General features: G+C 63.8%; 21 protein-coding genes. 13 read left to right on the forward strand and 8 right to left on the reverse strand.

The window, feature by feature from the left end; all coding sequences use genetic code 11:
• Positions 1-35 precede the first annotated feature (35 nt).
• The 3 genes from clpA to icd all read right to left on the reverse strand — a co-directional run bounded on the left by clpA (position 36) and on the right by icd (position 4,202).
• Positions 36-2,372 carry an ATP-dependent Clp protease ATP-binding subunit ClpA gene (gene clpA / locus ACE3RQ_RS08230; protein WP_374521484.1) on the reverse strand — a complete coding sequence of 779 codons (2,337 nt, stop codon included), beginning with the start codon at positions 2,370-2,372 and terminating at the stop codon, positions 36-38.
• Between the two features lie 90 nt (positions 2,373-2,462).
• Positions 2,463-2,828, reverse strand: coding sequence for an ATP-dependent Clp protease adapter ClpS (clpS, locus tag ACE3RQ_RS08235; RefSeq protein ID WP_374521485.1), 366 nt, complete (start codon positions 2,826-2,828; stop codon positions 2,463-2,465).
• Between the two features lie 120 nt (positions 2,829-2,948).
• On the reverse strand, positions 2,949-4,202 hold the full coding sequence (gene icd / locus ACE3RQ_RS08240; RefSeq protein WP_374521486.1) for an NADP-dependent isocitrate dehydrogenase: 1,254 nt from the start codon (positions 4,200-4,202) through the stop codon (positions 2,949-2,951).
• 186 nt (positions 4,203-4,388) lie between these two features.
• On the opposite strand from icd, the gene ACE3RQ_RS08245 reads away from it, so the two are divergent.
• Positions 4,389-4,859: a DUF192 domain-containing protein gene (locus ACE3RQ_RS08245; protein WP_374521487.1), complete on the forward strand. Its 471-nt coding sequence runs from the start codon at positions 4,389-4,391 to the stop codon at positions 4,857-4,859.
• 82 nt (positions 4,860-4,941) lie between these two features.
• On the opposite strand, the gene ACE3RQ_RS08250 is transcribed toward ACE3RQ_RS08245, so the two are convergent.
• The 3 genes from ACE3RQ_RS08250 to xseA all read right to left on the reverse strand — a co-directional run bounded on the left by ACE3RQ_RS08250 (position 4,942) and on the right by xseA (position 9,413).
• Positions 4,942-7,176 carry an NADP-dependent isocitrate dehydrogenase gene (locus ACE3RQ_RS08250; protein WP_374521488.1) on the reverse strand — a complete coding sequence of 745 codons (2,235 nt, stop codon included), beginning with the start codon at positions 7,174-7,176 and terminating at the stop codon, positions 4,942-4,944.
• A gap of 293 nt (positions 7,177-7,469) precedes the next feature.
• Positions 7,470-8,051: a superoxide dismutase gene (locus ACE3RQ_RS08255; RefSeq protein WP_374521489.1), complete on the reverse strand. Its 582-nt coding sequence runs from the start codon at positions 8,049-8,051 to the stop codon at positions 7,470-7,472.
• Between the two features lie 63 nt (positions 8,052-8,114).
• Positions 8,115-9,413, reverse strand: coding sequence for an exodeoxyribonuclease VII large subunit (gene xseA / locus ACE3RQ_RS08260; protein ID WP_374521490.1), 1,299 nt, complete (start codon positions 9,411-9,413; stop codon positions 8,115-8,117).
• A 357-nt stretch (positions 9,414-9,770) separates the two neighbouring features.
• Between xseA and ACE3RQ_RS08265 the strand changes: the two genes are divergently transcribed.
• The 6 genes from ACE3RQ_RS08265 (at position 9,771) to adk (ending at position 13,709) form a co-directional block, all read left to right on the forward strand.
• Positions 9,771-10,406 (forward strand): MotA/TolQ/ExbB proton channel family protein, encoded by a 636-nt coding sequence (locus ACE3RQ_RS08265; protein WP_374521491.1) that lies wholly within the window; start codon positions 9,771-9,773, stop codon positions 10,404-10,406.
• A gap of 21 nt (positions 10,407-10,427) precedes the next feature.
• Positions 10,428-10,862, forward strand: a complete 435-nt coding sequence (locus ACE3RQ_RS08270; protein WP_374521492.1) for an ExbD/TolR family protein — start codon at positions 10,428-10,430, stop codon at positions 10,860-10,862.
• A gap of 63 nt (positions 10,863-10,925) precedes the next feature.
• A complete protein-coding gene (gene lpxK, locus ACE3RQ_RS08275) occupies positions 10,926-11,936 on the forward strand; it encodes a tetraacyldisaccharide 4'-kinase (protein WP_374521656.1) in 1,011 nt (336 codons plus the stop codon).
• A gap of 17 nt (positions 11,937-11,953) precedes the next feature.
• Positions 11,954-12,160, forward strand: a complete 207-nt coding sequence (locus ACE3RQ_RS08280) for a Trm112 family protein (protein ID WP_374521493.1) — start codon at positions 11,954-11,956, stop codon at positions 12,158-12,160.
• Positions 12,157-12,921, forward strand: a complete 765-nt coding sequence (gene kdsB / locus ACE3RQ_RS08285) for a 3-deoxy-manno-octulosonate cytidylyltransferase (protein WP_374521494.1) — start codon at positions 12,157-12,159, stop codon at positions 12,919-12,921. The genes ACE3RQ_RS08280 and kdsB overlap by 4 nt, the downstream gene beginning before the upstream one ends.
• Before the next feature lie 131 nt (positions 12,922-13,052).
• Positions 13,053-13,709: an adenylate kinase gene (gene adk, locus ACE3RQ_RS08290; protein WP_374521495.1), complete on the forward strand. Its 657-nt coding sequence runs from the start codon at positions 13,053-13,055 to the stop codon at positions 13,707-13,709.
• Positions 13,710-13,784: 75 nt separating this feature from the next.
• On the opposite strand, the gene ACE3RQ_RS08295 is transcribed toward adk, so the two are convergent.
• Positions 13,785-14,864, reverse strand: coding sequence for an asparaginase (locus ACE3RQ_RS08295; RefSeq protein WP_374521496.1), 1,080 nt, complete (start codon positions 14,862-14,864; stop codon positions 13,785-13,787).
• Between ACE3RQ_RS08295 and lexA the strand changes: the two genes are divergently transcribed.
• From lexA to ACE3RQ_RS08310, 3 genes are all read left to right on the forward strand, one after another.
• A complete protein-coding gene (gene lexA, locus ACE3RQ_RS08300) occupies positions 14,851-15,534 on the forward strand; it encodes a transcriptional repressor LexA (protein WP_374521497.1) in 684 nt (227 codons plus the stop codon). The genes ACE3RQ_RS08295 and lexA overlap by 14 nt on opposite strands.
• Before the next feature lie 125 nt (positions 15,535-15,659).
• Positions 15,660-16,022 (forward strand): hypothetical protein, encoded by a 363-nt coding sequence (locus ACE3RQ_RS08305; RefSeq protein WP_374521498.1) that lies wholly within the window; start codon positions 15,660-15,662, stop codon positions 16,020-16,022.
• A 52-nt stretch (positions 16,023-16,074) separates the two neighbouring features.
• A complete protein-coding gene (locus ACE3RQ_RS08310) occupies positions 16,075-17,082 on the forward strand; it encodes a D-2-hydroxyacid dehydrogenase family protein (RefSeq protein WP_374521499.1) in 1,008 nt (335 codons plus the stop codon).
• A gap of 87 nt (positions 17,083-17,169) precedes the next feature.
• Here ACE3RQ_RS08310 and ACE3RQ_RS08315 read toward each other — a convergent pair whose 3' ends face one another.
• Entirely contained in the window at positions 17,170-19,212 is a 2,043-nt protein-coding gene (locus ACE3RQ_RS08315; protein WP_374521500.1) for a FimV family protein, read from the reverse strand.
• 76 nt (positions 19,213-19,288) lie between these two features.
• On the opposite strand from ACE3RQ_RS08315, the gene ACE3RQ_RS08320 reads away from it, so the two are divergent.
• The 3 genes from ACE3RQ_RS08320 to ACE3RQ_RS08330 are packed head-to-tail and all read left to right on the forward strand — an operon-like array spanning position 19,289 to position 22,370.
• Positions 19,289-20,809 carry a 3-hydroxyacyl-CoA dehydrogenase gene (locus ACE3RQ_RS08320; protein WP_374521501.1) on the forward strand — a complete coding sequence of 507 codons (1,521 nt, stop codon included), beginning with the start codon at positions 19,289-19,291 and terminating at the stop codon, positions 20,807-20,809.
• Between the two features lies 1 nt (position 20,810).
• Positions 20,811-21,593: an enoyl-CoA hydratase-related protein gene (locus tag ACE3RQ_RS08325; RefSeq protein ID WP_374521502.1), complete on the forward strand. Its 783-nt coding sequence runs from the start codon at positions 20,811-20,813 to the stop codon at positions 21,591-21,593.
• Between the two features lie 57 nt (positions 21,594-21,650).
• Positions 21,651-22,370, forward strand: a complete 720-nt coding sequence (locus ACE3RQ_RS08330) for a Crp/Fnr family transcriptional regulator (protein WP_374521503.1) — start codon at positions 21,651-21,653, stop codon at positions 22,368-22,370.
• Positions 22,371-22,408 lie beyond the last annotated feature (38 nt).

Below are 22,408 nucleotides of genomic sequence, written 5' to 3' on the forward strand. Positions count from 1 at the left end.
TGCCGGGCTTTTTGCTGGGGTAAGCGCTGCCTTGATCAGACCTCGGTGGCCTCTTCCGGCTTGGCCTTGCCTTCCTTCTTGGACAAAGGCTGAATGTCCAGGTTGACCTCCTGGGTCTCCTTGCCGTCCTCGCCCAACTTGGTCACCAAGTCCACCGTCAGGCGACCGCCGTCGGTCAACCGACCGAAGAGCAGTTCGTCCGCGAGGGCGCGGCGAATCGTGTCCTGAATGAGGCGCTGCATCGGCCGCGCGCCCATCAGCGGATCGAAGCCCTTCTTGGCCAGGTGCTTGCGCAGCGTGTCGGTGAAGGTGACCTCCACCTTCTTCTCGGCCAACTGGGTTTCGAGCTGCAACAGGAACTTGTCCACCACGCGCAGGATGATGTTCTCATCCAGCGCCTTGAAGCTCACGATGGCGTCCAGGCGGTTGCGGAACTCGGGCGTGAACAGGCGCTTGATGTCGGCCATCTCGTCGCCCGCCTCGCGCGGGTTCGTGAAGCCGATGGTGGCCTTGTTCATCGTCTCGGCGCCCGCGTTCGTCGTCATGATGATGATCACGTTGCGGAAGTCGGCCTTGCGCCCGTTGTTGTCGGTGAGCGTGCCATGGTCCATCACCTGCAGCAGCACGTTGAAGATGTCCGGGTGCGCCTTCTCGATCTCGTCGAGCAGCAGCACGCAGTGCGGCTTCTTCGTGATGGCCTCGGTCAGCAAGCCGCCCTGGTCAAAGCCCACATAACCCGGAGGCGCGCCGATCAGGCGGCTCACGGCATGGCGCTCCATGTACTCCGACATGTCGAAGCGAATCAGGTCAATGCCCATGATGTAGGCCAGCTGCTTGGCGGCCTCGGTCTTGCCCACACCAGTGGGGCCGCTGAACAGGAAGGCACCAATCGGCTTGTCGGCCTTGCCCAGGCCCGAGCGCGCCATCTTGACGCTGGCGGCCAGCACCTCAAGTGCCTTGTCCTGGCCAAACACCACGCTCTTGAGGTCGCGCTCCAGCGTCTGCAGCTTGCCGCGGTCATCGTTGGACACGTTGGCGGGCGGAATGCGGGCGATCTTTGCCACGATCTCTTCCACCTCGTTCTTGCCGATGGTCTTCTTGCGCTTGCTCGGCGCGAGGATGCGCTGGGCAGCGCCGGCCTCGTCGATCACGTCAATGGCCTTGTCGGGCAGGTGGCGGTCGTTGATGTACTTGGCCGACAACTCGGCGGCGGCCTGCAGAGCAGCCACGGCGTACTTCACGTTGTGGTGCTCTTCAAAGCGGCTCTTCAGGCCCTTGAGGATGTCAACCGTCTGCTCGACGGTCGGCTCCACCACGTCCACCTTCTGGAAGCGACGGCTCAGGGCGGCGTCTTTCTCAAAGATGCCACGGTACTCAGTGAAGGTGGTCGCGCCAATGCACTTGAGCTGGCCGCTGGACAGCGCAGGCTTGAGCAGGTTGGACGCGTCCAGGGTGCCGCCCGATGCGGCGCCCGCACCAATCAAGGTGTGGATCTCGTCGATGAACAGCACCGCATTGGGCTTGTCCTTGAGGGACTTGAGCACGCCCTTGAGGCGCTGCTCGAAATCGCCGCGGTACTTGGTGCCCGCCAGCAGCGCACCCATGTCCAGCGAGTACACCACGGACTCGGCCAAGATCTCGGGAACGTCTCCCTGGGTGATGCGCCAAGCCAAGCCTTCGGCAATGGCGGTCTTGCCTACGCCGGCCTCGCCCACGAGGAGGGGGTTGTTCTTGCGACGACGGCACAGAATCTGAATGACGCGCTCGACCTCGTAGTCGCGGCCAATGAGCGGGTCGATCTTGCCCTCTTTGGCGGCCTGGTTCAGGTTCTGGGTGAACTGCTCCAGCGGAGAGGCTTTCTCGTTGCTCTTGGCCTCGGCGGCCTCCTCGTTGTCGGCCGCGCTTTCGCCGGGCTTGGAAGCCTCTGGCGGATCGCTCTTGCGAATGCCGTGCGCAATGAAATTGACCACATCGAGGCGGGTCACGCCCTGCTGGTGCAGGTAGTACACGGCATGCGAGTCCTTCTCGCCAAAAATGGCCACCAGCACGTTGGCACCGGTCACCTCTTTCTTGCCGTTACCTGTGGACTGCACATGCATGATGGCGCGCTGAATGACGCGCTGGAAACCCAGGGTGGGCTGGGTGTCCACCTCGTCGGTACCGGCCACCTGGGGGGTGTTGTCCTTGATGAAGGTGGTCAGCGACTTGCGCAGGTCGTCGATGTTGGCCGAGCAGGCACGCAGCACCTCGGCGGCGCTGGGGTTGTCGAGCAGGGCGAGCAACAAGTGCTCGACGGTGATGAATTCGTGCCGTTGCTGCCGGGCTTCCACAAAAGCCATGTGCAGGCTGACTTCAAGTTCTTGGGCAATCATGGGCACGTCCTTTGGCTAAGAGAGTGAACGAGATCGACTTTACCGGGATGCGAAAGTCTGGATACGGTCCAAGATGGGGGGATTTGCGGCTTATTCAACAGGTTCGCTCAGGCATTGAAGGGGGTGCCCGGCGGCCCGGGCGGCTTGCAAGACCTGGTCTACCTTGGTGCTGGCCACGTCGCGTGAATACACGCCACATATGCCTTTGCCCTCAAGGTGAATCTTCAACATGATCTGGGTGGCAGTCTCCCGGTCTTTGCCAAAGAATTCCTGGATGACATGCACCACGAACTCCATGGGTGTGAAATCGTCGTTGAGCAGCACCACCTGGTACATCTGCGGCGGCTGGATGCGCTGTGCGCGGCGCTCCAACACCACCGCGTCGTCGCGCCCCACACTGGGCGGAGCCGCGGGAATCTCGGGTTTTTTGGGGGTCTGGGCAACCATGAAAACCATTCTAGCGGCCGGCATCGGGCCCGCACGCCGTGCGGGATTGAAAAGACACAGGCGTGACGCGGGATGTAAAAAAGCCCCCGAGGAAAAGCCTGCGGGGGCCTGCAATCGCGCGACTGCTTGTTACATGTTGTCGATCATCACCTGACCAAAACCTGAGCAACTCACCTGCTCGGCGCCTTCCATCAGGCGGGCGAAATCGTAGGTGACTCGCTTGGACTGGATCGACCGCTCCATGGACCGAATGATCAGGTCTGCGGCCTCTTTCCAGCCCATGTGCCGCAACATCATCTCGGCCGAGAGGATTTCCGAGCCCGGGTTGACATAGTCCTTGCCGGCGTACTTTGGCGCCGTGCCGTGGGTGGCCTCGAAGCAGGCCACCGAGTCGCTCATGTTGGCGCCCGGGGCGATGCCGATACCGCCCACCTGGGCGGCGAGGGCGTCGGAGATGTAGTCGCCATTCAGGTTGAGCGTGGCGATCACCGAGTACTCGGCCGGGCGCAACAGGATTTGCTGCAGGAAGGCGTCGGCGATCACGTCCTTGACGATGATGTCGCGGCCGGTGCGCGGGTTCTTCAGGCGGCACCATGGCCCGCCATCGATCGGCTCAGCACCGAACTCCCGCTGGGCCAGGGCATAGCCCCAGTCGCGGAAGGCGCCCTCGGTGAACTTCATGATGTTGCCCTTGTGCACCAGGGTCACGCTGGGTTTGTCGTGGTCGATCGCGTACTGGATGGCCTTGCGCACCAGACGCTCGGTTCCCTCGATGGACACCGGCTTGACGCCAACGCCCGAGGTGTCGGGGAAGCGGATCTTGGTCACGCCCATTTCCTCTTGCAGGAAACGGATGAGCTTTTTCGCCTTGTCCGACTGGGCCTCGTACTCGATGCCGGCATAAATGTCCTCCGAGTTTTCTCGGAAGATGACCATATTGGTTTTCTCGGGCTCCTTCAGAGGCGACGGTACGCCCTTGAAGTACTGCACGGGCCGCAAACACACATACAGATCCAGCTCTTGGCGCAAGGCCACATTGAGCGACCGAATGCCACCACCCACTGGCGTGGTCAACGGCCCCTTGATCGACACGACGTAGTCCCTGATGGCGTGCAACGTCTCGTCGGGCAACCAGACATCGGGGCCGTAGATGCGAGTGGCCTTCTCGCCAGCAAAGACCTCCATCCAGCGAATGCGGCGCGTCTCGCCGTAGGCCCGCTGCACCGCGGCATCGACCACTTTGAGCATCACCGGCGTGATGTCCACCCCGGTGCCATCACCCTCAATGAACGGAATGATGGGCTCGTTGGGCACGTTCAGTGTCATGTCGGCATTGACCGTGATCTTCTGGCCTTCTGCAGGTACCTGGATGTGCTTGTACATGGAGGATTTGTGTCGAAAGTGAAAAGCTATGGAGGTTCGGCGCGGGCACGTGCCGGCCCGTCGCGAGGCTGGCGCATTCTAGGACCTGGGGCCAGGGCCTTGCTGCCACCTGGGCGTCCCTGCCCGACGCGCCACTCCTGCGCGATCCCCGACAATGCGGCCGTGCGCAACCCTACCCTTTGCACCATGACCCGCCATCTGCCCCGCTTGCTCGCCCTCTTTCTCACCTCGGCAACTGCCCTGCTCGCCCCTGGCGCGTGGGCGCAGGAAGGCCCGCAGACCGGTCTGCCACGCGTGGAAATGACAGCCGGCATGCACCGCATCCAGGCCCAGGTGGCCAGCACCCCGCAGCAGCGCGCCATTGGACTGATGCACCGCCGCGAGATGCCCACCAACGAAGGCATGCTGTTCGTGTTCGAACAGCCTGGCACCCAGTGTTTCTGGATGAAGAACACCCTGCTGCCGCTCACTGCCGCCTTCGTGGCGGATGACGGCACGGTCGTCAACCTGGCCGACATGAAGCCCCAAAGCCTGGACTCGCACTGTTCGGCCAAGCCGGTGCGCTATGTGCTGGAAATGCACCAGGGATGGTTTGCCAAGCGCGGCATCCAGGCCGGGCAGCGTTTGCGCGCGCCCTTCTTTGACGGCAACCGCTAAGCCGACTCAACAGCGATCAACAAGAAAAAACGCCCCGCCGAGCGTCAACCCGGCGGGGCGTTTTGCTGTCACAACCTGACGATCAGGCCAGCTTTGCCAGCGCGGCGTTGAAGGTCTGGCTGGGGCGCATCACGGCCTCCAGCTTGGCGGTGTCGGGCAGGTAGTAGCCGCCGATGTCCACGGCCTTGCCCTGCACCGAGTTCAGTTCTTCCAGGATCTTGGCCTCATTGGCAGCCAGTTCCTGGGCAATCGCGCCGAACTTGGCGGCCAGCTCGGCGTCTTCGGTCTGGGTGGCCAGTTCCTGGGCCCAGTACAGCGAGAGGTAGAACTGGCTGCCGCGGTTGTCGAGCTGACCGGTCTTGGGCGACGGGTTCTTGTTGTTGTCCAGCAGCTTGCCGGTGGCGGCATCCAGCGTCTTGGCCAACAGCTTGGCGCGGGCATTGCCGTTCTTGATGCCCAGGTCTTCCAGCGACACGGCCAACGCCAGGAATTCGCCCAGCGAGTCCCAGCGCAGGTGGTTTTCTTCCACCAACTGCTGCACGTGCTTGGGAGCCGAGCCACCAGCGCCGGTCTCGTACATGCCACCGCCGGCCATCAGCGGCACGATGGACAGCATCTTGGCCGAAGTGCCCAGTTCCATGATGGGGAACAGGTCGGTGAGGTAGTCGCGCAGGATGTTGCCGGTGGCGCTGATGGTGTCCAGGCCGCGGATCACGCGCTCCAGGGTGTAACGCATGGCGCGCACCTGGCTCATGATCTGGATGTCCAGACCCGTGGTGTCGTGCTCGTGCAGGTACATCTTGACCTTGGTGATGAGCTGGGCTTCGTGCGGACGGTAAGCATCGAGCCAGAACACCACCGGCATGCCGGAGTTGCGAGCGCGGGTCACGGCCAGCTTCACCCAATCGCGGATGGCGGCGTCCTTCACTTGGCACATGCGCCAGATGTCGCCGGCTTCCACGTTCTGGCTCATCAGCACCTCACCGGTGTCGAGGTCGGTGATGTTGGCCACGCCGTCTTCGGGGATCTCGAAGGTCTTGTCGTGCGAGCCGTACTCTTCGGCCTGCTGGGCCATCAGGCCGACGTTGGGCACGGTGCCCATGGTCTTGGGGTCGAAGGCGCCGTGCCACTTGCAGAAGTTGATCATCTCCTGGTAGATGCGGGCGAAGGTCGACTCGGGCATCACGGCCTTCACGTCCTTCAGGCGGCCGTCGGCGCCCCACATCTTGCCGCCATTGCGGATCATGGCCGGCATGGAGGCGTCAACGATGATGTCGTTGGGCGAGTGGAAGTTGGTGATGCCTTTGGCGGAATCCACCATGGCCAGCTCGGGGCGGTGCTCGTGGCAGGCGTGCAGGTCGCGCTTGATCTCTTCCTGCTTGGACTGGGGCAGGGTGGCGATCTTGCCGTAGAGATCGGCCATGCCGTTGTTGACGTTCACACCCAGTTCCTTGAACAGGGCGCCGTGCTTCTCGAAGGCTTCCTTGTAGAAGATCTTCACGCAGTGGCCGAACACGATGGGGTGCGACACCTTCATCATGGTGGCCTTCACGTGCAGCGAGAACATCACGCCGGTCTTGCGGGCGTCTTCGATCTCTTTTTCGTAGAAGGCCAGCAGGGCCTTCTTGCTCATGAACATGCTGTCGATCACCTCGCGGTCGAGCAGGGAGACCTTGGGCTTGAGCACGATGGTCTTGCCACTCTTGGTGATCAACTCCATCTTCACGTCACGGGCGCGGTCCAGGGTCATGGACTTTTCACCGTGATAGAAGTCGCCGTGGTGCATGTGGGAGACGTGCGTGCGCGACGCCTGGCTCCACTCGGCCATGCTGTGCGGATTCTTGCGTGCGTACTCCTTCACGGCCTTGGGCGCGCGGCGGTCGGAGTTGCCCTCACGCAGCACCGGGTTCACGGCCGAACCCAGCACCTTGGCGTAGCGGGCGCGGATGGCCTTGTCTTCGTCAGACTTGGGGTCTTCGGGGAAGTTGGGGATGTTGAAGCCCTTGGCCTGCAACTCTTTGATGGCGGTGGTCAGCTGGTTCACCGACGCACTGATGTTGGGCAGCTTGATGATGTTGGCATCGGGCTGCAAGGTCTTCTTGCCCAGATCGGCCAGGACGTTGGGCACACGCTGCGCTTCGGTCAGGAACTCGGGGAACTCACCCAGGATGCGGCCAGCCAGGGAAATGTCGGCGTCGGCCACCTCGATGCCCGCCGGGGCGGTGAAGGCACGCACGATGGGCAGGAACGACGCCGTCGCCAGGCGCGGTGCCTCATCGGTCAAGGTGTAGATGATGGTGGGATGCTGGGAACTCATGGTTTATCTCCGAAAGTGTGTCCGGTCATTCACCGGGTTTCTGAACCGATGCCCGTTGTGCGCGCGATCTGCTCGGCAAACGCCTGATTTTGCGACGACGCGCGCAGCATCCCCCCCATTTTTTGAACTCGATTCCCACAATGCAAAAAATTCACCGCCATCGGGACAAATTTTTTTCCGGCCTCCAACCCGAAAGACCCTCCATGTCCGCCTGTTGAACACAACGAACCAAGAAAAAAGGCCCAAGGGGCATGTCCCTTGGGCCTTGTTTGAGGTCGAACCGACCAGGTCGATCAGGCGAAGTTTTGTTCGGCGAAGGACCAGTTGACCAGCTTGTCCAGGAAGGTCTCGACGAACTTCGGGCGCAGGTTGCGGTAGTCGATGTAGTAGGCGTGCTCCCACACGTCCACGGTGAGCAGTGCCTTGTCGGCGGTGGTCAGCGGGGTGCCGGCCGCGCCGGTGTTCACGATGTCCACCGAGCCGTCGGCCTTCTTCACCAGCCAGGTCCAGCCCGAGCCGAAGTTGCCCACGGCGCTCTTCACGAAGGCTTCCTTGAAGGCGGCATAGCTGCCCCACTTGGCGTTGATGGCCGCGGCCAGCGCACCGGTGGGCTCACCGCCGCCGTTGGGCTTCATGCAGTTCCAGAAGAAAGTGTGGTTCCAGATCTGGGCGGCGTTGTTGTAGATACCGCCAGAGGACTTCTTCACGATCTCTTCGAGCGACAGGCTCTCGAACTCGGTGCCCTTTTGCAGGTTGTTGAGGTTCACCACATAGGCGTTGTGGTGCTTGCCGTGGTGGTACTCGAGGGTTTCGCGGCTGTAGTGCGGAGCCAGGTCGTCCAGGCCATAGGGCAGCGGGGGCAGGGTGTGTTCCATGTGTTCCTCTGAGGTTCTTGTGGTAAGGAAGGCGCATTGTAGGCACGACAAGCAACACCGCACTCAGTGAGGCGATTGCTCGTCCGCCCTGACCTCACTCGCAAACTCGCCATTGGCCACGCGCACCCGCAAGCGGTCGCCGGGCTTCACCTGCTCGACACGCACCACCGTGTGGCCAGTCTCATCGGTCACCAAGGCGAAGCCACGCTCCAGCACCAACTGAGGGTCAAGCATCTTCAAGGCGGTCTCGGCGCGTTGCAGGCGGTGTTGTTGGCCCAGCATGGCCGACCTGATCGAGGCCGGCAGGGCGCGGGCCATCACATCCAGTCGGGCCTGCCCTTTCTGGGCCCGCTGGCGAACGGCCGCTTGAAGGCGATGCTCAAGGGACGCGAGTTCTCGTTGGGCCAAGTGCAGTCGGCCTGACGGGCGACCCAAACGCTGAGCCAGTCGATCGAGTCGCTGGGCGCGAACATCAAGCATGGCCCAAGAGGCGCTGCCCAGCCGCTCGGCCCAATAGGCCAGTTCTTGCAAGCGCCGCTGCCGATCCGGGGCGCACATCTCGGCTGCCGCGGTGGGAGTGGGCGCCCGGAGGTCAGCCGCGAAGTCGGCCAGGGTGAAGTCGGTTTCGTGCCCCACCCCCACCACCACCGGCATGGGCGCCCGAGTGATGGCACGCACCACCTCGGGGTCGTTGAACGACCACAGGTCTTCCAGCGAACCGCCGCCCCGCACCAGCAACAGCACGTCACACTCAGCCCGTCGATAGGCGCTCTCCAAAGCCGCCACGATCTCGGCTGGCGCCTGGGCTCCCTGAACCGAGGCGGGATACACCACCACGGGCAGGTGCGGCACTCGGCGCCTGAGCGCCGTGGCCACGTCGCGAAGGGCTGCGGCCCCGAGCGAGGTGACCACACCGATGCGGTGTGGCTGCAGAGGCAGCGGCCGCTTGCGGGCAGCCTCGAACAGGCCCTCGGCTTCAAGCTGAGCCTTGAGCTTCAGAAACTGCTCAAACAAGGCGCCCTGCCCCGCCACCGCCATCGAGTCAACGATGAGTTGCAAGTCGCCCCGGGGGCCATACACGTCCAGCTTGCCCCGCACCTGCACCCGCATGCCATCGCGCGGCGCAAACGCCAGTTGATCGGCCGCGCGTCGGAACATGGCGCACCGCATCTGTCCGGCCTCATCCTTTAGGGAGAAGTAGCAGTGCCCGCTGGCGGCGCGCGAAAAGCCGGATATCTCGCCCTGCACGGCCACCGGGTTGAACCTGGCCGCCAGCGTGTCAGCGATGGCGCGCACCAAGGGGCCAACGGCCCACACGCGACCCGGCTGCGCTGGCGAATTCGTCTCAAAGTGTTCAAACATGCCGGTTTCCAAGGGGAATATGTCCACAAGGCCGCAAGAGGCCTTGCTTTCTTCTGGTGGCGCTTGCTCCGCTCGGGTCGAGCGAGAAGTCCGTTGATTTCAATGCATTTTGGTGTGCCCAAAAAGCGGGCAAACCACTCAGAGCCGCATCAGGCGTGGCTTGCCGATGCTTGTTCTCAAGGATCTTCACAAAGTTATCCACAGAATCTGTGAATGATCCACAGCGATCCATCGCACCGGGCAGATCCCCTGTCAGACCCTCTGGCGAGCGAGCACCGCAGTCGGCACGAGGGCTGCGCCATAATCCGTCGACTCATGACACCGCCTACGACGGCGGCCCCAGCCTGGAGCCCTGATTTGCTTTCGATCATACAAGCCGCGGGTTGGCCAATCTGGCCCCTCATCCTCTGTTCCGTGCTCGCTTTGGCCCTCGTCATCGAGCGGTTCGCCAGCCTGAAAACCAGCAAAATCGCACCGCCCAAGCTGCTGGATGAAGCCATCATGGTCTCGCGCAACGGCGTGCCCAACGGTGACGTGGTCAACCAGCTGGAGCAGAACTCCCTTCTGGGCGCTGTACTGGCCGCCGGCTTTCGCGCCATCAGCGCCAACCCCCGCGCCTCTGAAGACGACGTGCGAGCCAGTCTTGAGGGCGCCGGGCGCCAAGCCGCCGCCCAGTTGCAGCGATACCTGGGTGCCCTGGCGACGATCGCGTCAGCAGCGCCCCTGCTCGGTCTGCTGGGCACCGTGATCGGCATGATCGAGATCTTCGGCTCGCAGGCGGGCACCGGACTCACGCCCGGCGGCGGCAACCCCGCCCAGCTCGCCCACGGCATCTCGATTGCGCTCTACAACACCGCATTCGGACTCATCGTCGCCATTCCAGCCCTGATCTTCTGGCGCTATTTCCGCGCCCGGGTGGACGACTTCCTGTTGACGATGGAACTGGCCGCCGAGCGATTCGCCCGGCACTTGGTGAGCCTGCGCAAGGCCTGACCCGACACCGCAGCCGTCACCATGAACTTTCGCCCCGGTTCCCGCGAAGAGCCCGAGATCAACCTGATCCCGTTCATCGACATCCTGCTGGTGGTGCTCATCTTTCTTGTGCTCACCACCACCTACAGCAAGTACACGGAGCTACAAGTGAACTTGCCGGTGGCGGATGCCCAGGCGCCCAAGCAGAACCCGCGCGAGGTCATCGTGTCGGTGGGCAGCGATGGGCGTTACGCCGTGGACCGCCGGGTGATCGATGCCAGCGCAGTGGAGGGCCTGGCCGCCGCGCTCGCAGAGGCCAAGGGTGACCGGGACGATGTCATGGTCATCATCAGCGCCGATGCGCAAGCAGCACACCAGTCGGTGATCAACGTGATGGACGCGGCACGGCGCGCAGGCCTGGTGCAGATCACCTTTGCCACGCAGCAGGGTGGCGCGTCGGCACGCCAACGCCCCTGACCCGCGGAGGAAGCGGTGCAAGACCCAGATCGCCAGGCGCTGCGCCAGTCGGCCTGGCGCCAGATGGCGTTGGCCCGTGGCATGCCTGCTCGCCTGCTCAGGCCCGTTGCAGGCTTGTACGGCTTGCTGGTGAAGTGGCGACACGATCTCTACAACCGGGGCTGGCTGACATCAACCCGCTTGCCGGTGCCGGTGGTGGTGGTGGGCAATGTGGTCGTCGGTGGTGCGGGCAAAACGCCCGCCACCATTGCCTTGGTGCAGCACCTGCAGGCGAAAGGGTGGCGCCCCGGCGTGGTCTCGCGCGGCTACGGGCGGGAAGACAAGACCATTCAATGCGTCGATGCGCAGGCCACTGCCCGACTGGTCGGCGATGAGCCGCTGTTGATCTGGCACGCCACCGGAGTCCCCGTCTGGGTGGGGCGCCAGCGTGCGCAGGCCGCCCAGGCGATGCTGGCCCAGCACCCCGAGGTGGACATCGTGGTCTGCGACGACGGCCTGCAGCACAGGGCGCTGGTGGCCGACGTGCGCTTGGTGGTATTCGATGACCGGGGCATCGGCAACGGCTGGCTGTTGCCAGCGGGGCTGTTGCGCGAACCCTGGCCCCCCACCAGCGCTCAGCCTTACCCTGACCTGTTGCTTCAACAGGTGGCACCGCACACCGCTGGCGAGGCCGTGCCGCCCTTGCCTGGACGGCGTGTCTGGCGTGCCCGGCGCCGCCTGGCCGCGCACGCCATTCACCTCAGTGGCGAGCGGCGCCCCCTGAGCCATTGGGCGGGCCGGGCAGTGGTGGCGCTGGCCGGCATTGCGCGTCCGGAGGTGTTTTTTGAGATGCTCAGGGCCCAGGGCCTGACCTTAAAAGCCACCCACGCGCTGGCCGACCACGCCGATCCGCAAAGCGCACTGAGATCGCTGCAGGCCAGTGGCCTGGACCTGCTGTGCACCGAAAAGGACGCCGTCAAACTGCGCGGGGCAGAACCCCAAGCGGGCATCTGGGCAGTTCCCCTCGAACTGGACATCGACCCCCCATTTTTCGCCGCGCTCGACCATTGCCTGGCCCAGAGCCGGCACGCTTGACCCCTATCATCCCCGCCATGGACACCAAACTGCTTGAACTGCTCGTCTGCCCCGTGACCAAAGGCCCTTTGGTCTTCGACCGCGACAAGCAAGAACTGTTGTCGCGCAGCGCGCGCCTGGCGTATCCCGTGCGCGACGGCATCGCCGTGCTGCTCGAACACGAGGCACGCCCCCTGTCAGACGAAGAAGCCGCCCGCCTGGCACCGGCAACACACCAGCCATGAGCGACCCGGCCACCTTCACCGTGCTGATCCCGGCGCGCCTGGCGTCTACGCGCCTGCCCAACAAGCCGCTGGCCGACATCGCTGGCCTGCCCATGGTGGTTCGGGTGGCGCGTCAGGCATCACTGAGCCGGGCCAGCCGTTGCGTGGTCGCCGCTGACGACGCCCGCATCGTTGCCGCCTGCGAAACCCATGGCGTACCCGCGCTGCTGACCCGTGCCGACCACCCTTCCGGCAGCGATCGCCTCGCGCAAGCCTGCGAGCTGTTGGGCCTCGGCGACGACGAGATCGTGGTGAACGTGCAAGGGGATGAGCCCCTCATTGCACCGGGCCTTATTGACGCGGTGGCCCTCGAACTGGCGCGGCGAAGCGATTGCGTCATGAGCACGGCAGCCCACGCCATCGACAAGCGCGACGACTGGCTCAACCCCAACGTGGTCAAGGTGGTGTTGGACCAACGCCGCACCGCCCTGTATTTCAGCCGCGCGCCGCTGCCTTGGTGGCGCGATGGCATGGACAGCGGCCAGCTGCCCTCCCCCGCGCCACTTCGGCACATCGGCATTTACGGCTACCGCGCGGGTTTTCTCAGGCGATTCCCCACTCTCAGCCCCGCTCCCCTGGAGATCCAAGAGTCCCTGGAGCAGTTGCGCGTGATGTGGCACGGCGAGCGAATCGCGGTGCACCTGAGCGACTTCGCCCCGGGCCCTGGAGTGGACACACCGGCCGATCTGGAGCGGGTTCGCCAGTTGCTGACCCAGGCCTGATCGGGTCGCCTCTGTAAGGCTGCGTCGGGGAGGCCCATGCTATCCTCGCCGCCTTGCCCCGGCGCCCACGCCCGGGCGCCGCCGCACCGAGACATGCGGCCACGCCATTCAAACTCTGCAAAAGGAAAGTGATGAGACTGATTCTGTTGGGCGCGCCCGGTGCCGGCAAAGGAACGCAAGCCACCTTCATCTGCCAAAAATACGGTATTCCCCAAATCTCCACCGGTGACATGCTTCGCGCCGCAGTGAAGGCTGGCACGCCGCTGGGCCTGCAGGCCAAGTCGGTGATGGACGCTGGCGGTCTGGTCAGCGACGACCTCATCATCAATCTCGTCAAGGAACGCATCGCACAATCCGATTGCGCCAACGGTTTCTTGTTCGATGGCTTCCCGCGGACCATCCCCCAGGCTGACGCCATGAAGGCCGCCGGGGTGAAACTGGATTACGTGCTGGAGATCGACGTCCCCTTCGACGCCATCATCGAGCGCATGAGCGGTCGTCGCTCGCACCCCGCTTCGGGCCGCACCTACCACGTGAAGTTCAACCCGCCCAAGGTTGAAGGCAAAGACGATGTGACCGGCGAACCGCTGATCCAGCGCGACGACGACAAGGAAGACACCGTGAAAAAGCGCCTGGACGTCTACAGCGCCCAGACCCGCCCTCTGGTGGACTACTACCGCTCCTGGGCTGAGAAAGACCCGGCTTCCGCCCCGAAATACCGCGCCATCAGCGGCCTGGGCAGCGTCGACGAAATCACGGCCCGCGCACTCGCCGCCCTCACCGCCTGAGCGGCAATCGCATCCCAATAAGCCCGGCCTGCGCGCCGGGCTTTTTTCTGGCCAACTGTCGCTCGGCTGGTGCCATCAGTTGCTCTGCACCTTGGGCTCAGAGCCACGTTGGCCCAACAACCTCAGGGCCAGCGCCAGGCGTGTCTTCAAGACCGACAAGCCATCGAAGACCTCGAACTCAATACCCGGGTGCGAAGCGATGGCGCCGTCCGCGCAACGCGACGCCAACGCCACCGCAATGCCCCGAGAGCCGGCATCGCGGAGGGCGGGCAACAGGCGCTCGTGCACAGTGCCATTGCCCGTGGCCTCGACCACCAATCCCCTCAATGGCCGATCTTTCGGCCAAGCCTGGGGCGCCAACAGCAGGTCCAGCAATTGCGGGTCCGCATCGGCGTGGCTTGGCACAACATGCACCCGAGGCAATGCATCCGCCGAGAGGAAGCGCGTCAGCAGATTGCTGTCTGCTGGGGTGTCGATGACAGGTGGTTGGCGAAACCAGCGCAGCCGCCCCTCCTCCACCTGTCCCAACACACCCGCATCGCCAGACGAGAAAGGGTCAAGCCGGTAGGGATGCACCTTGCGTACGTCCATTGCCCCATGCACCCGCCCACCACACACCACCACCACGCCCGCCATACCCGGAGCGCTCACCACGGCCATGGCATCCAACAGGTTCTGCGGCCCATCGGGAGACACCGCAGTGGCTGGGCGCATGGCGCAAACCAGCACCACCGGCTTGCGCGGACGCAGCACCCACTGCAACAGAAAGGCCGTTTCTTCGATGGTGTCCGTGCCGTGCGTGATCACCACGCCCTGCACTTCATCGCGCACCAGGCATTGCTGCACCTGCTGCACGAGGCGCTGCCAGACGGGCAAGCCCATGTCCTTGCTATCGACCTGTGCCACTTCCAGCACCTCGGCTTCCACGCCCTTAAGCGCTGGGACAGTGCCCAACAGTTGGGCAACTGTCAGCGCACCAGCCCGGTAGCCCACGTTGTCAGACTCGGCTTCGGCCTGACCGGCAATCGTCCCCCCAGTGCCCAACAACACCACACGCGACAGCGGCCCTTGAACTTCCACTTGCCATTCCCTTGAATACTGGTTAAAAATACATGCACTGTACAAAACAACAGATCTGCACATGGACCACAGCACGCCCTCCCCGAAGCTGACCGCGCGCCAGCAACAGATTTTGGAGCTCATCCAGCGCACCATTGCGCTCACCGGCGCCCCGCCAACCCGGGCCGAAATCGCTCAAGAGCTGGGCTTCAAGTCGGCCAATGCCGCCGAGGAGCATTTGCAAGCCCTGGCACGCAAAGGCGTCATCGAGCTGGTCAGCGGCACCTCACGCGGCATCCGCTTGCGCAGCGCCGATCTGCACAGTATCAACCAGTCGCGAGGCCGCCAGATGGCCCTTCCGCTGGCGAGCCTAGCGCAGCTGGCCTTGCCTCTGGTGGGTCGCGTGGCAGCGGGTTCCCCCATCCTTGCCCAGGAGCACGTGGACCAGGTCTACCACGTGGAGCCCAGCCTCTTTCAGCGAACCCCGGACTACCTTCTCCGGGTGCGCGGCATGTCCATGCGCGATGTCGGCATCCTTGATGGCGACCTGCTGGCGGTGCAAGCCACCCGCGATGCCAAGAACGGACAGATCGTGGTGGCCCGACTCGGTGACGACGTCACCGTCAAGCGCTTCATGCGACAGTCGCGGCACATCGAATTGCGGGCCGAGAACCCAGACTACCCCACCATCGTCGTCGAGCCCGGTGAACCTTTTGAAATCGAAGGCTTGGCCGTCGGATTGATCCGCAACAGCTTTCAACTCTGACCCCTATCGGTCACGCAGCCTTCGCAGGTGGCGGGCGTTAGGCCTGGCGACAAACCGGGCACAACCCTGCGAATGCTGCCCCTCACCAATCCTGCCTGTGTTCAACCCCTCAACTGGAGTTTCACATGGGAAAGCTCTTCCAAACCAACACCTGGCGTGCGCCATTGCGGCTGATCGAATGCTGGCTGCCCGAGCCAGGCTTGCGGCCCAGCCAGCCAGCCACGCTCACGAGCACGTTGGTGGACAAGTTCTCGCGCGCTGGCTGGCTCAAGAGCCACGCAGCCAACGCCCCTTGCCTCGCCCCAACTGCCCATGTATCGGCCACCTCACCCAAGCTCGCCAACACCCCCCGAGTGCGAGTTGTCTGGACGCGGGACAAGCACACCCGCACCAGCGCACGCGTGGTGGTGGCCGGACGCATCAATGACGTGTGCGCCGAACTGGATCGATTGGCCGAGTTAGAGCGCCGGCAAGCCAAGGCCGCCTGAACATACGGTCGCGGGGCCAAGGTCCCGCTCGGTGCGAAGGCACAATAGCGGCATGAACATTGTGATCCTTGATGACTATCAGGACGCCGTGCGCAAGCTGCGTTGTGCCGAGAAGCTAGAACCCTACCCCGCGAAGGTATTCACCAATACCGTCAAAGGGGTTGGTCAATTGTCTGTTCGCCTGCGCGACGCCGATATCCTGGTGCTGATCCGGGAACGAACGCAGGTCACGCGCCAACTGATTGAAAAGCTGCCACGCCTAAAGCTCATTGCCCAGACTGGCCGTGTGGGGGCGCACATCGACGTGAATGCCTGCACCGAGCGCGGCATCGCCGTGGCGGAAGGCGTCAGCTCACCCGTGGCGGCGGCCGAACTCACTTGGGCGCTGATAATGGCCTCAATGCGCCGCATCCCCCAGTACGTGGCCAACCTGAAACACGGTGCGTGGCAGCAGTCTGGGCTGAAGTCATCTGGCATGCCTGCCAATTTCGGTCTGGGCATGGTGCTGCGTGGCAAGACACTGGGCATCTGGAGCTACGGCCGCATTGGTGAGATCGTGGCAGGCTACGGGCGAGCCTTCGGGATGCAAGTGGTCATCTGGGGCAGCGCTGAAGCTCAGGCCCGCGCCGCGGCGGACGGCTACGAGGTGGCGTCCTCCAAAGACGCTTTCTTTGAAAACGTGGACGTGCTCTCACTGCACCTGAAGCTTGGCGAAACGAACGCCGGTTGCGTCACACACGACGACCTGGCGCGCATGAAGCCTTCGTCCTTGCTGGTGAACACCTCACGAGCCGAACTGATTGCACCAGAGGCCTTGCTCAGCGCCCTGAACCGCGGGCGCCCCGGCATGGCCGCCGTTGATGTGTTCGAGTCCGAGCCCATTCTTCAGGGCCACGCTCTCTTGCGGCTGGAGAACTGCATCTGCACCCCCCACATCGGCTTTGTGGAGCAGGACAATTACGAAACGCTGTTCAGCGCGGCATTTGACAACGTCATCAACTTCATCAAGGGCACGCCCAGCAACGTGGTGAACCCAGGCGCACTCCAAGTGCGCCGCTGATTCGAGGGACGTATCATGCGCGATAGCGGCGGTGCTTGGTCGTTTCTATCCGCTTGAGCGCCGGCAGGGCAGCCCTTACCCTGGGCTTCACCCTTTCGGGTCGATCGTGTTTGGCTTGCCGTCCGGCGTCTTGCTGTCCGGCAACTCAAAGTCGACCACCTCGAAATCGATCCAGTTGGACATGCTGGCAGGCGGCTCAACCGCGTGAACGCCCGCCACCGGGGCCGACTTCACCACTTGCTCCGGGGGAGAAATCACAGGCATCGACGGCTGGAAATCCGGCACTTGATCGAGCGCATCAAGGTCAATGTCCAGTCCAAGGCTGGTCGACGCAGGGGGCACCTTCGGGTCGAGATCGCCGGCCCCGGCAAGCTGGGGAGTGGAGCCCAACTTCAAGGGCTGCATCGCCGTGTGCTGAAAGCCTTCTTGAATCTCAGGCTTACCCGGCGCGGTGCCACGGTGAATGATGTCTTTGGCCATTGCGTGCAGTAACAGCAGTTCGCGGTAGGCCTCCAGGTCAAACACCTCGGTTCGCTCGTCCTGGTCGTCACGGAAGATGGAGCGCTCAATCAGGTCCAGCACCCTGGGTTGCGGCCAGAGCGCCTGGATGCGACTGAAGGCCGTTTCGTAGGCCTCCAGACCACGGCCTTGATCGGCATAGCGCTCGAATGGTGGCGCACCCGCATTGAACACCCGATTGAATTCGTCTCGTAGCGATTCGTAGTCGTCGCGCCGGTTGAGCTTGTGGTAGAGCTTGAACAGGTCAAGGTAGGCCATGGCGCTGGGCTCATAGCTTTCCTGCAGGTGATTGCGAAGCACCCGAATGGCCTGCTCGTCCTCGCCGAGAGAGACGAAGAAGTCAGCCTGCTGCTGAATGTCGAACAACTCTTCGGTGGCCACCGAACGGCTCGTGCCCAGGGCGCTGGGGGCGAAATCGCGGCGCTCGAATGGTGCAGAGGTCGACTGTACGGGCGCGATAACCTTGCGTGTTGCCGAGGCATGGAACGCCTCCTCGGCATCGGCCGAAGTGGCAGGCCCTGTTTCAGTACGATCCTTTGGCGGAGTGGGCTCTGCCACCAGCTTGCCCCAGGTCGATGTCCTGGGTCCGCGCAATGCTGCATCGCCTGTGCTCCACCAGTTCTTCGACACGCCCTCAGCCGAAGTCCGGCGCCTGACGTACCAGATACCCAGCAATGCAGCGGCCAGTGCTCCCACCAAGCCAAAGACCAGAGGATTTTGGTAGCGGGCCTTCTGAGCCTCTTGCAGTTCTTTGACCAGATCGGCTTGGCGGGCTTGGGCAACCGCCTGGTCCTCGCGCAATTGCTTGACCTCGGCATCAAGGGCGCCGAGCGCTTGGGCGCCTCTGAGCACCTCTTCCGGAGAGGCGTTGATGGCCTGCCAAAGCGCCCTGGCCTGCGCACGGGCCTCGTCACCTTCGGCCTGAACGCTCGTGATCTCGGAGGACAAGCGCAGGATGGGATCGCGGTCGATGGCGACGTCCAGCGGTTCAAGCTTGAGCTGGGGGGCATTGCTGGGCGGCGTGGAATTGGGAGCGCGTCGAGAGGTCGAGCGCACCGCCGATGCCGGTGTCCTGGCCTCTTTTGCAGCGCTTTGGGCAGAGGGCGCCGGACCTTTTGGACGAGACGGCGCCGACTGGCCCGCGGCGGCCGGCGGTGCAGTCGATGGCCTATCGGCGGAGGCAGGCACGGCCGTGGAAACTGCCGGCTGAGTCGGTGGAACTGGTGCAGGCGTGGCGGCCAGCACCGGCTCTGACACCATGTCGGACAGCATGGTGTAACGGCGGCTGAACCCAGCACTGCAACCCACCTTGACCGTCAAAGTCACGAAAGGCTCGTTCACCGGCTGCCGCGAACGAATGCGCACCATGGGCTCCGCAGAACCGCTGATGGGCGTGATGTCGACAAGCCCGGCCGGCAAGCGCGTGTCGCCATAGAAGACGTCTGCCGCCATGCACAGATTGGCAAGGTCTTCGCCCGGCGCGAGCAAAACCTGGACTTGCACATCAAGCGGTCGACCCACCACGACAGCACCGCTGTGTCGACCCAAGGTGGCCGCTGAAGTGCTCAGGGCGGTTGATAGCAAAATACTAGCTGTCCAGAACTGGCGCACGTCCGTCTTCCTTCGATCCCGATTTGAAACATTCTGTCATACGTGACGCGGCTGATATCGCAACTTCAACACACTAATGCAATCTAAATTAACGAATATTGGCGTCGTGGGGTCCGGCGCCATGGGGCGAGGGATCGCACAGCTGGCAGCCCAGTCCGGTAGCCGTGTGTGGCTTTATGACAGTCGCCCTGAAGCGTGCATGGAGGCCAAGCAATCCATTGAAGAGATTTGGGCAAGGCTTGTCGCCAAAGGTCGCTTGCAAAGAAGTGACGTTCAACTGGCCAGCACGCGATTGAACGTTGCGTCATCGCTACAGCAGCTCACCGATTGCGATCTGGTGGTGGAGGCCATTACCGAGAATCTCAGCGCCAAGCAGGAACTGATGGCAGAGGTGGAGCGACTCGTGCCCGATGCCACTCTGCTGGCCACCAACACGTCATCGTTGTCCGTGACCGCGATCGGCGCCGGGTTGCGGCGCCCCGAGCGCTTTGCGGGGCTTCACTTCTTCAACCCGGTGCCGCTGATGAAAGTGGTGGAGGTGGTGCCTGGCGCCCGCACGGCCACGACCGTTTGCGACGACCTGGCGGGCTGGGTGAAGGCGCTGGGCCACACCCCGGTTCGCGCGCTGGACACGCCGGGCTTCATCGTCAACCACGCGGGGCGGGGTTACGGCACGGAAGCCCTGCGCGTGCTCAGCGAAAAAGTCAGCGACGTGCCCACCATTGACCGCATCTTGAAGGACCAACTGGGTTTCAAGCTGGGACCGTTTGAGCTGCTGGACCTGACCGGGCTTGATGTGTCGCAGCCGGTGATGGAGTCGATCTACCACCAGTACTTTGAAGAGCCTCGCTACCGGCCCAGCATCATCACGGCGCAGCGCCTGGCTGGCGGACTGCTGGGGCGCAAGAGTGGCGAGGGCTTTTACGTCTACGGTCCCGAGGGTGCTGTGGCCGCACCGGAGGCTCCGGCGCCAGTCAATGCGGCGCAACCGCCAGTGTGGGTATCACCCAAGGCGGCCAGACGGGCTGAGCTGTACCAATACCTGAAGGACGTTGGCGCCAGCATCGAAACCGGCGCGGCGCCGTCGCAGCAGGCGTTGATTGTGGTGGCGCCGCTGGGGCTGGACGTGACCACGCTGGCGGCGGTCGAGCGACTGGACGCCACCCGCACGATCGGCATCGACATGATGCTGCCCGATGCCGCGGTGAAGCGCCGCGTGCTGGCCACCAACCCGGCCACCCGGGCCGACATGCGCGACGCGGCACATGCCGTGTTCGCCAAGGACGGAAAGGCCGTGAGCGTGATTCGCGACAGCGGCGGCTTCGTGTCGCAACGCGTGGCCGCCACCATCGTGAACATCGCGGCCGACATGTGCCAGCAAGGCATCTGCACACCGGGCGATCTGGACACAGCCGTGACACTCGGCCTGGGCTACCCTCTTGGGCCGCTGGCCTTGGGCGACTCGATTGGCCCCACCAACGTGCTCGAGATCCTGTTCAACCTGCAAACGGTCTACGGTGACCCACGCTATCGCCCGTCGCCCTGGCTGCGCCGGCGCGGCGCACTGGGCCTGAGCCTCAAACACGAGGAGATCTGACATGAGTGGCACCCGTCTGCACAGCAGCACCGAAGGCAACTGCCTGCTGCTCACCATCGACAGCGCCGACCACCGCCATGCGCTGACACCCGAGGTGTGCGCAGCCGGCATCGAGGCGCTCAATGTGGCGGAGAGCAATCCGGAGGTGCGCTGCGTGGTGATCACTGGCGCGGGCCCCGCTTTCAGTGCGGGCGAACAACTGCCAGGGTTGCTGGCCAGTCGCCAGGGCCCGACCGAGGCCGGGGCCGTTGGCGTTGACGCCCTGCACAGTTGGATCGAGACGATTCGCGCCTTCCCGAAGCCGGTCATCGCGGCGGTGAGCGGCGTGTGCTCGGGCACCGGGCTGTCGCTGGCACTGGCGTGCGACTTCGTCGTCGCGGCGCGCGACAGCGCCTTCTCGCTGAGCCAGAGCGCGCATGGTCTCTCACCCACTGGCGGGTTGACGTGGGCGTTCGCCCGAAGCTTGCCGCGGGCCACCGTGATGCAATGGCTCATGGCGGGCGACAAAATCTCGGCCACCCGCCTCTTGGAGCTGGGCGTGGTGAATGCGCTGTGCGAGCCGGGCCAGGTGTTGTCACAATCGCTATCGATTGCAGAGCACCTGCAACGGCGCGCCGGCCACGCACTGGCCAGCATCAAGGAACTGGTGAACGACGCCCAAGAGACATCGCTGCACCAGCAGCTGGCAGCCGAGCGATCACACTTCGTTCGCAACCTGCATCACCCAGAGACCGGCGCGCGGCTGGCTGCCCTTTCGCAGCCACCGCTCCAGGCATCTCGCTGAGCACACGGTCCCGACGGCGACAGCCTGCCCCACCCCCAGTCACTCAAAAGACACTCCATGGATGAACCGATTCTGACAATGGAAGAACGCGAGGCCATCAACGGTGGCCGCTGGTTCCAAAGCCTCTCGCCTTCCCTTCGCCACGACATTCTTCGATGCGCCTACGTCAAACGTTACAAGGACAGCGACCTGATCGTTGCCCGCGGCGATCCGCCTTCCGAATGGTCGGCGGTGGCCAAGGGCGCGGTGCGGGTGAGTTCGACGTCGCTGTCGGGCAAGCAGATCACGCTGACGTACGTGGAGCCAGGTGTGTGGTTCGGCGATGTGGCGATGTTCGACGGGGACCAGCGCACGCACGACGCCTACGCCCACGGGCCCACCACCTTGCTGTGTGTCTCGCGCTCGGATTTTCAGAAGATTCTCTCGGTGCACGTCGAGCTGTACGAGGCGCTGATGCGCTTGCAGGCCAAGCGCATCCGCATCCTGTTCGGTCTGGTGGAAGACCTCAACACCCTGCCCTTGCGCTCGCGCCTGGCCAAGCAGTTGCTGCACCTCTCGCGCAGCTACGGCGTGCCCAGCCTGAACGAGAGCACCGAGATCCGCATCGGTCTTCAACTCGCTCAGGAAGAGCTGGCGCAGTTACTGGGAGCGTCACGCCAGCGCGTGAACCAGGAACTGAAGTCCATGGAGCGCGAGGAAGCCATTCGCATCGAGCCCGGTGGGCTCGTGGTGCGCAGCCGGCCGATGCTCATGCGCATCGCCGAATTCGAAACCTGATCGCCCCGCGTGGCGGGCGGTCATCAACCCCTGCCATG

The sequence above is a fragment of the Hydrogenophaga sp. genome (assembly GCF_041913525.1).
Taxonomy (GTDB): Bacteria; Pseudomonadota; Gammaproteobacteria; order Burkholderiales; family Burkholderiaceae_C; genus Hydrogenophaga.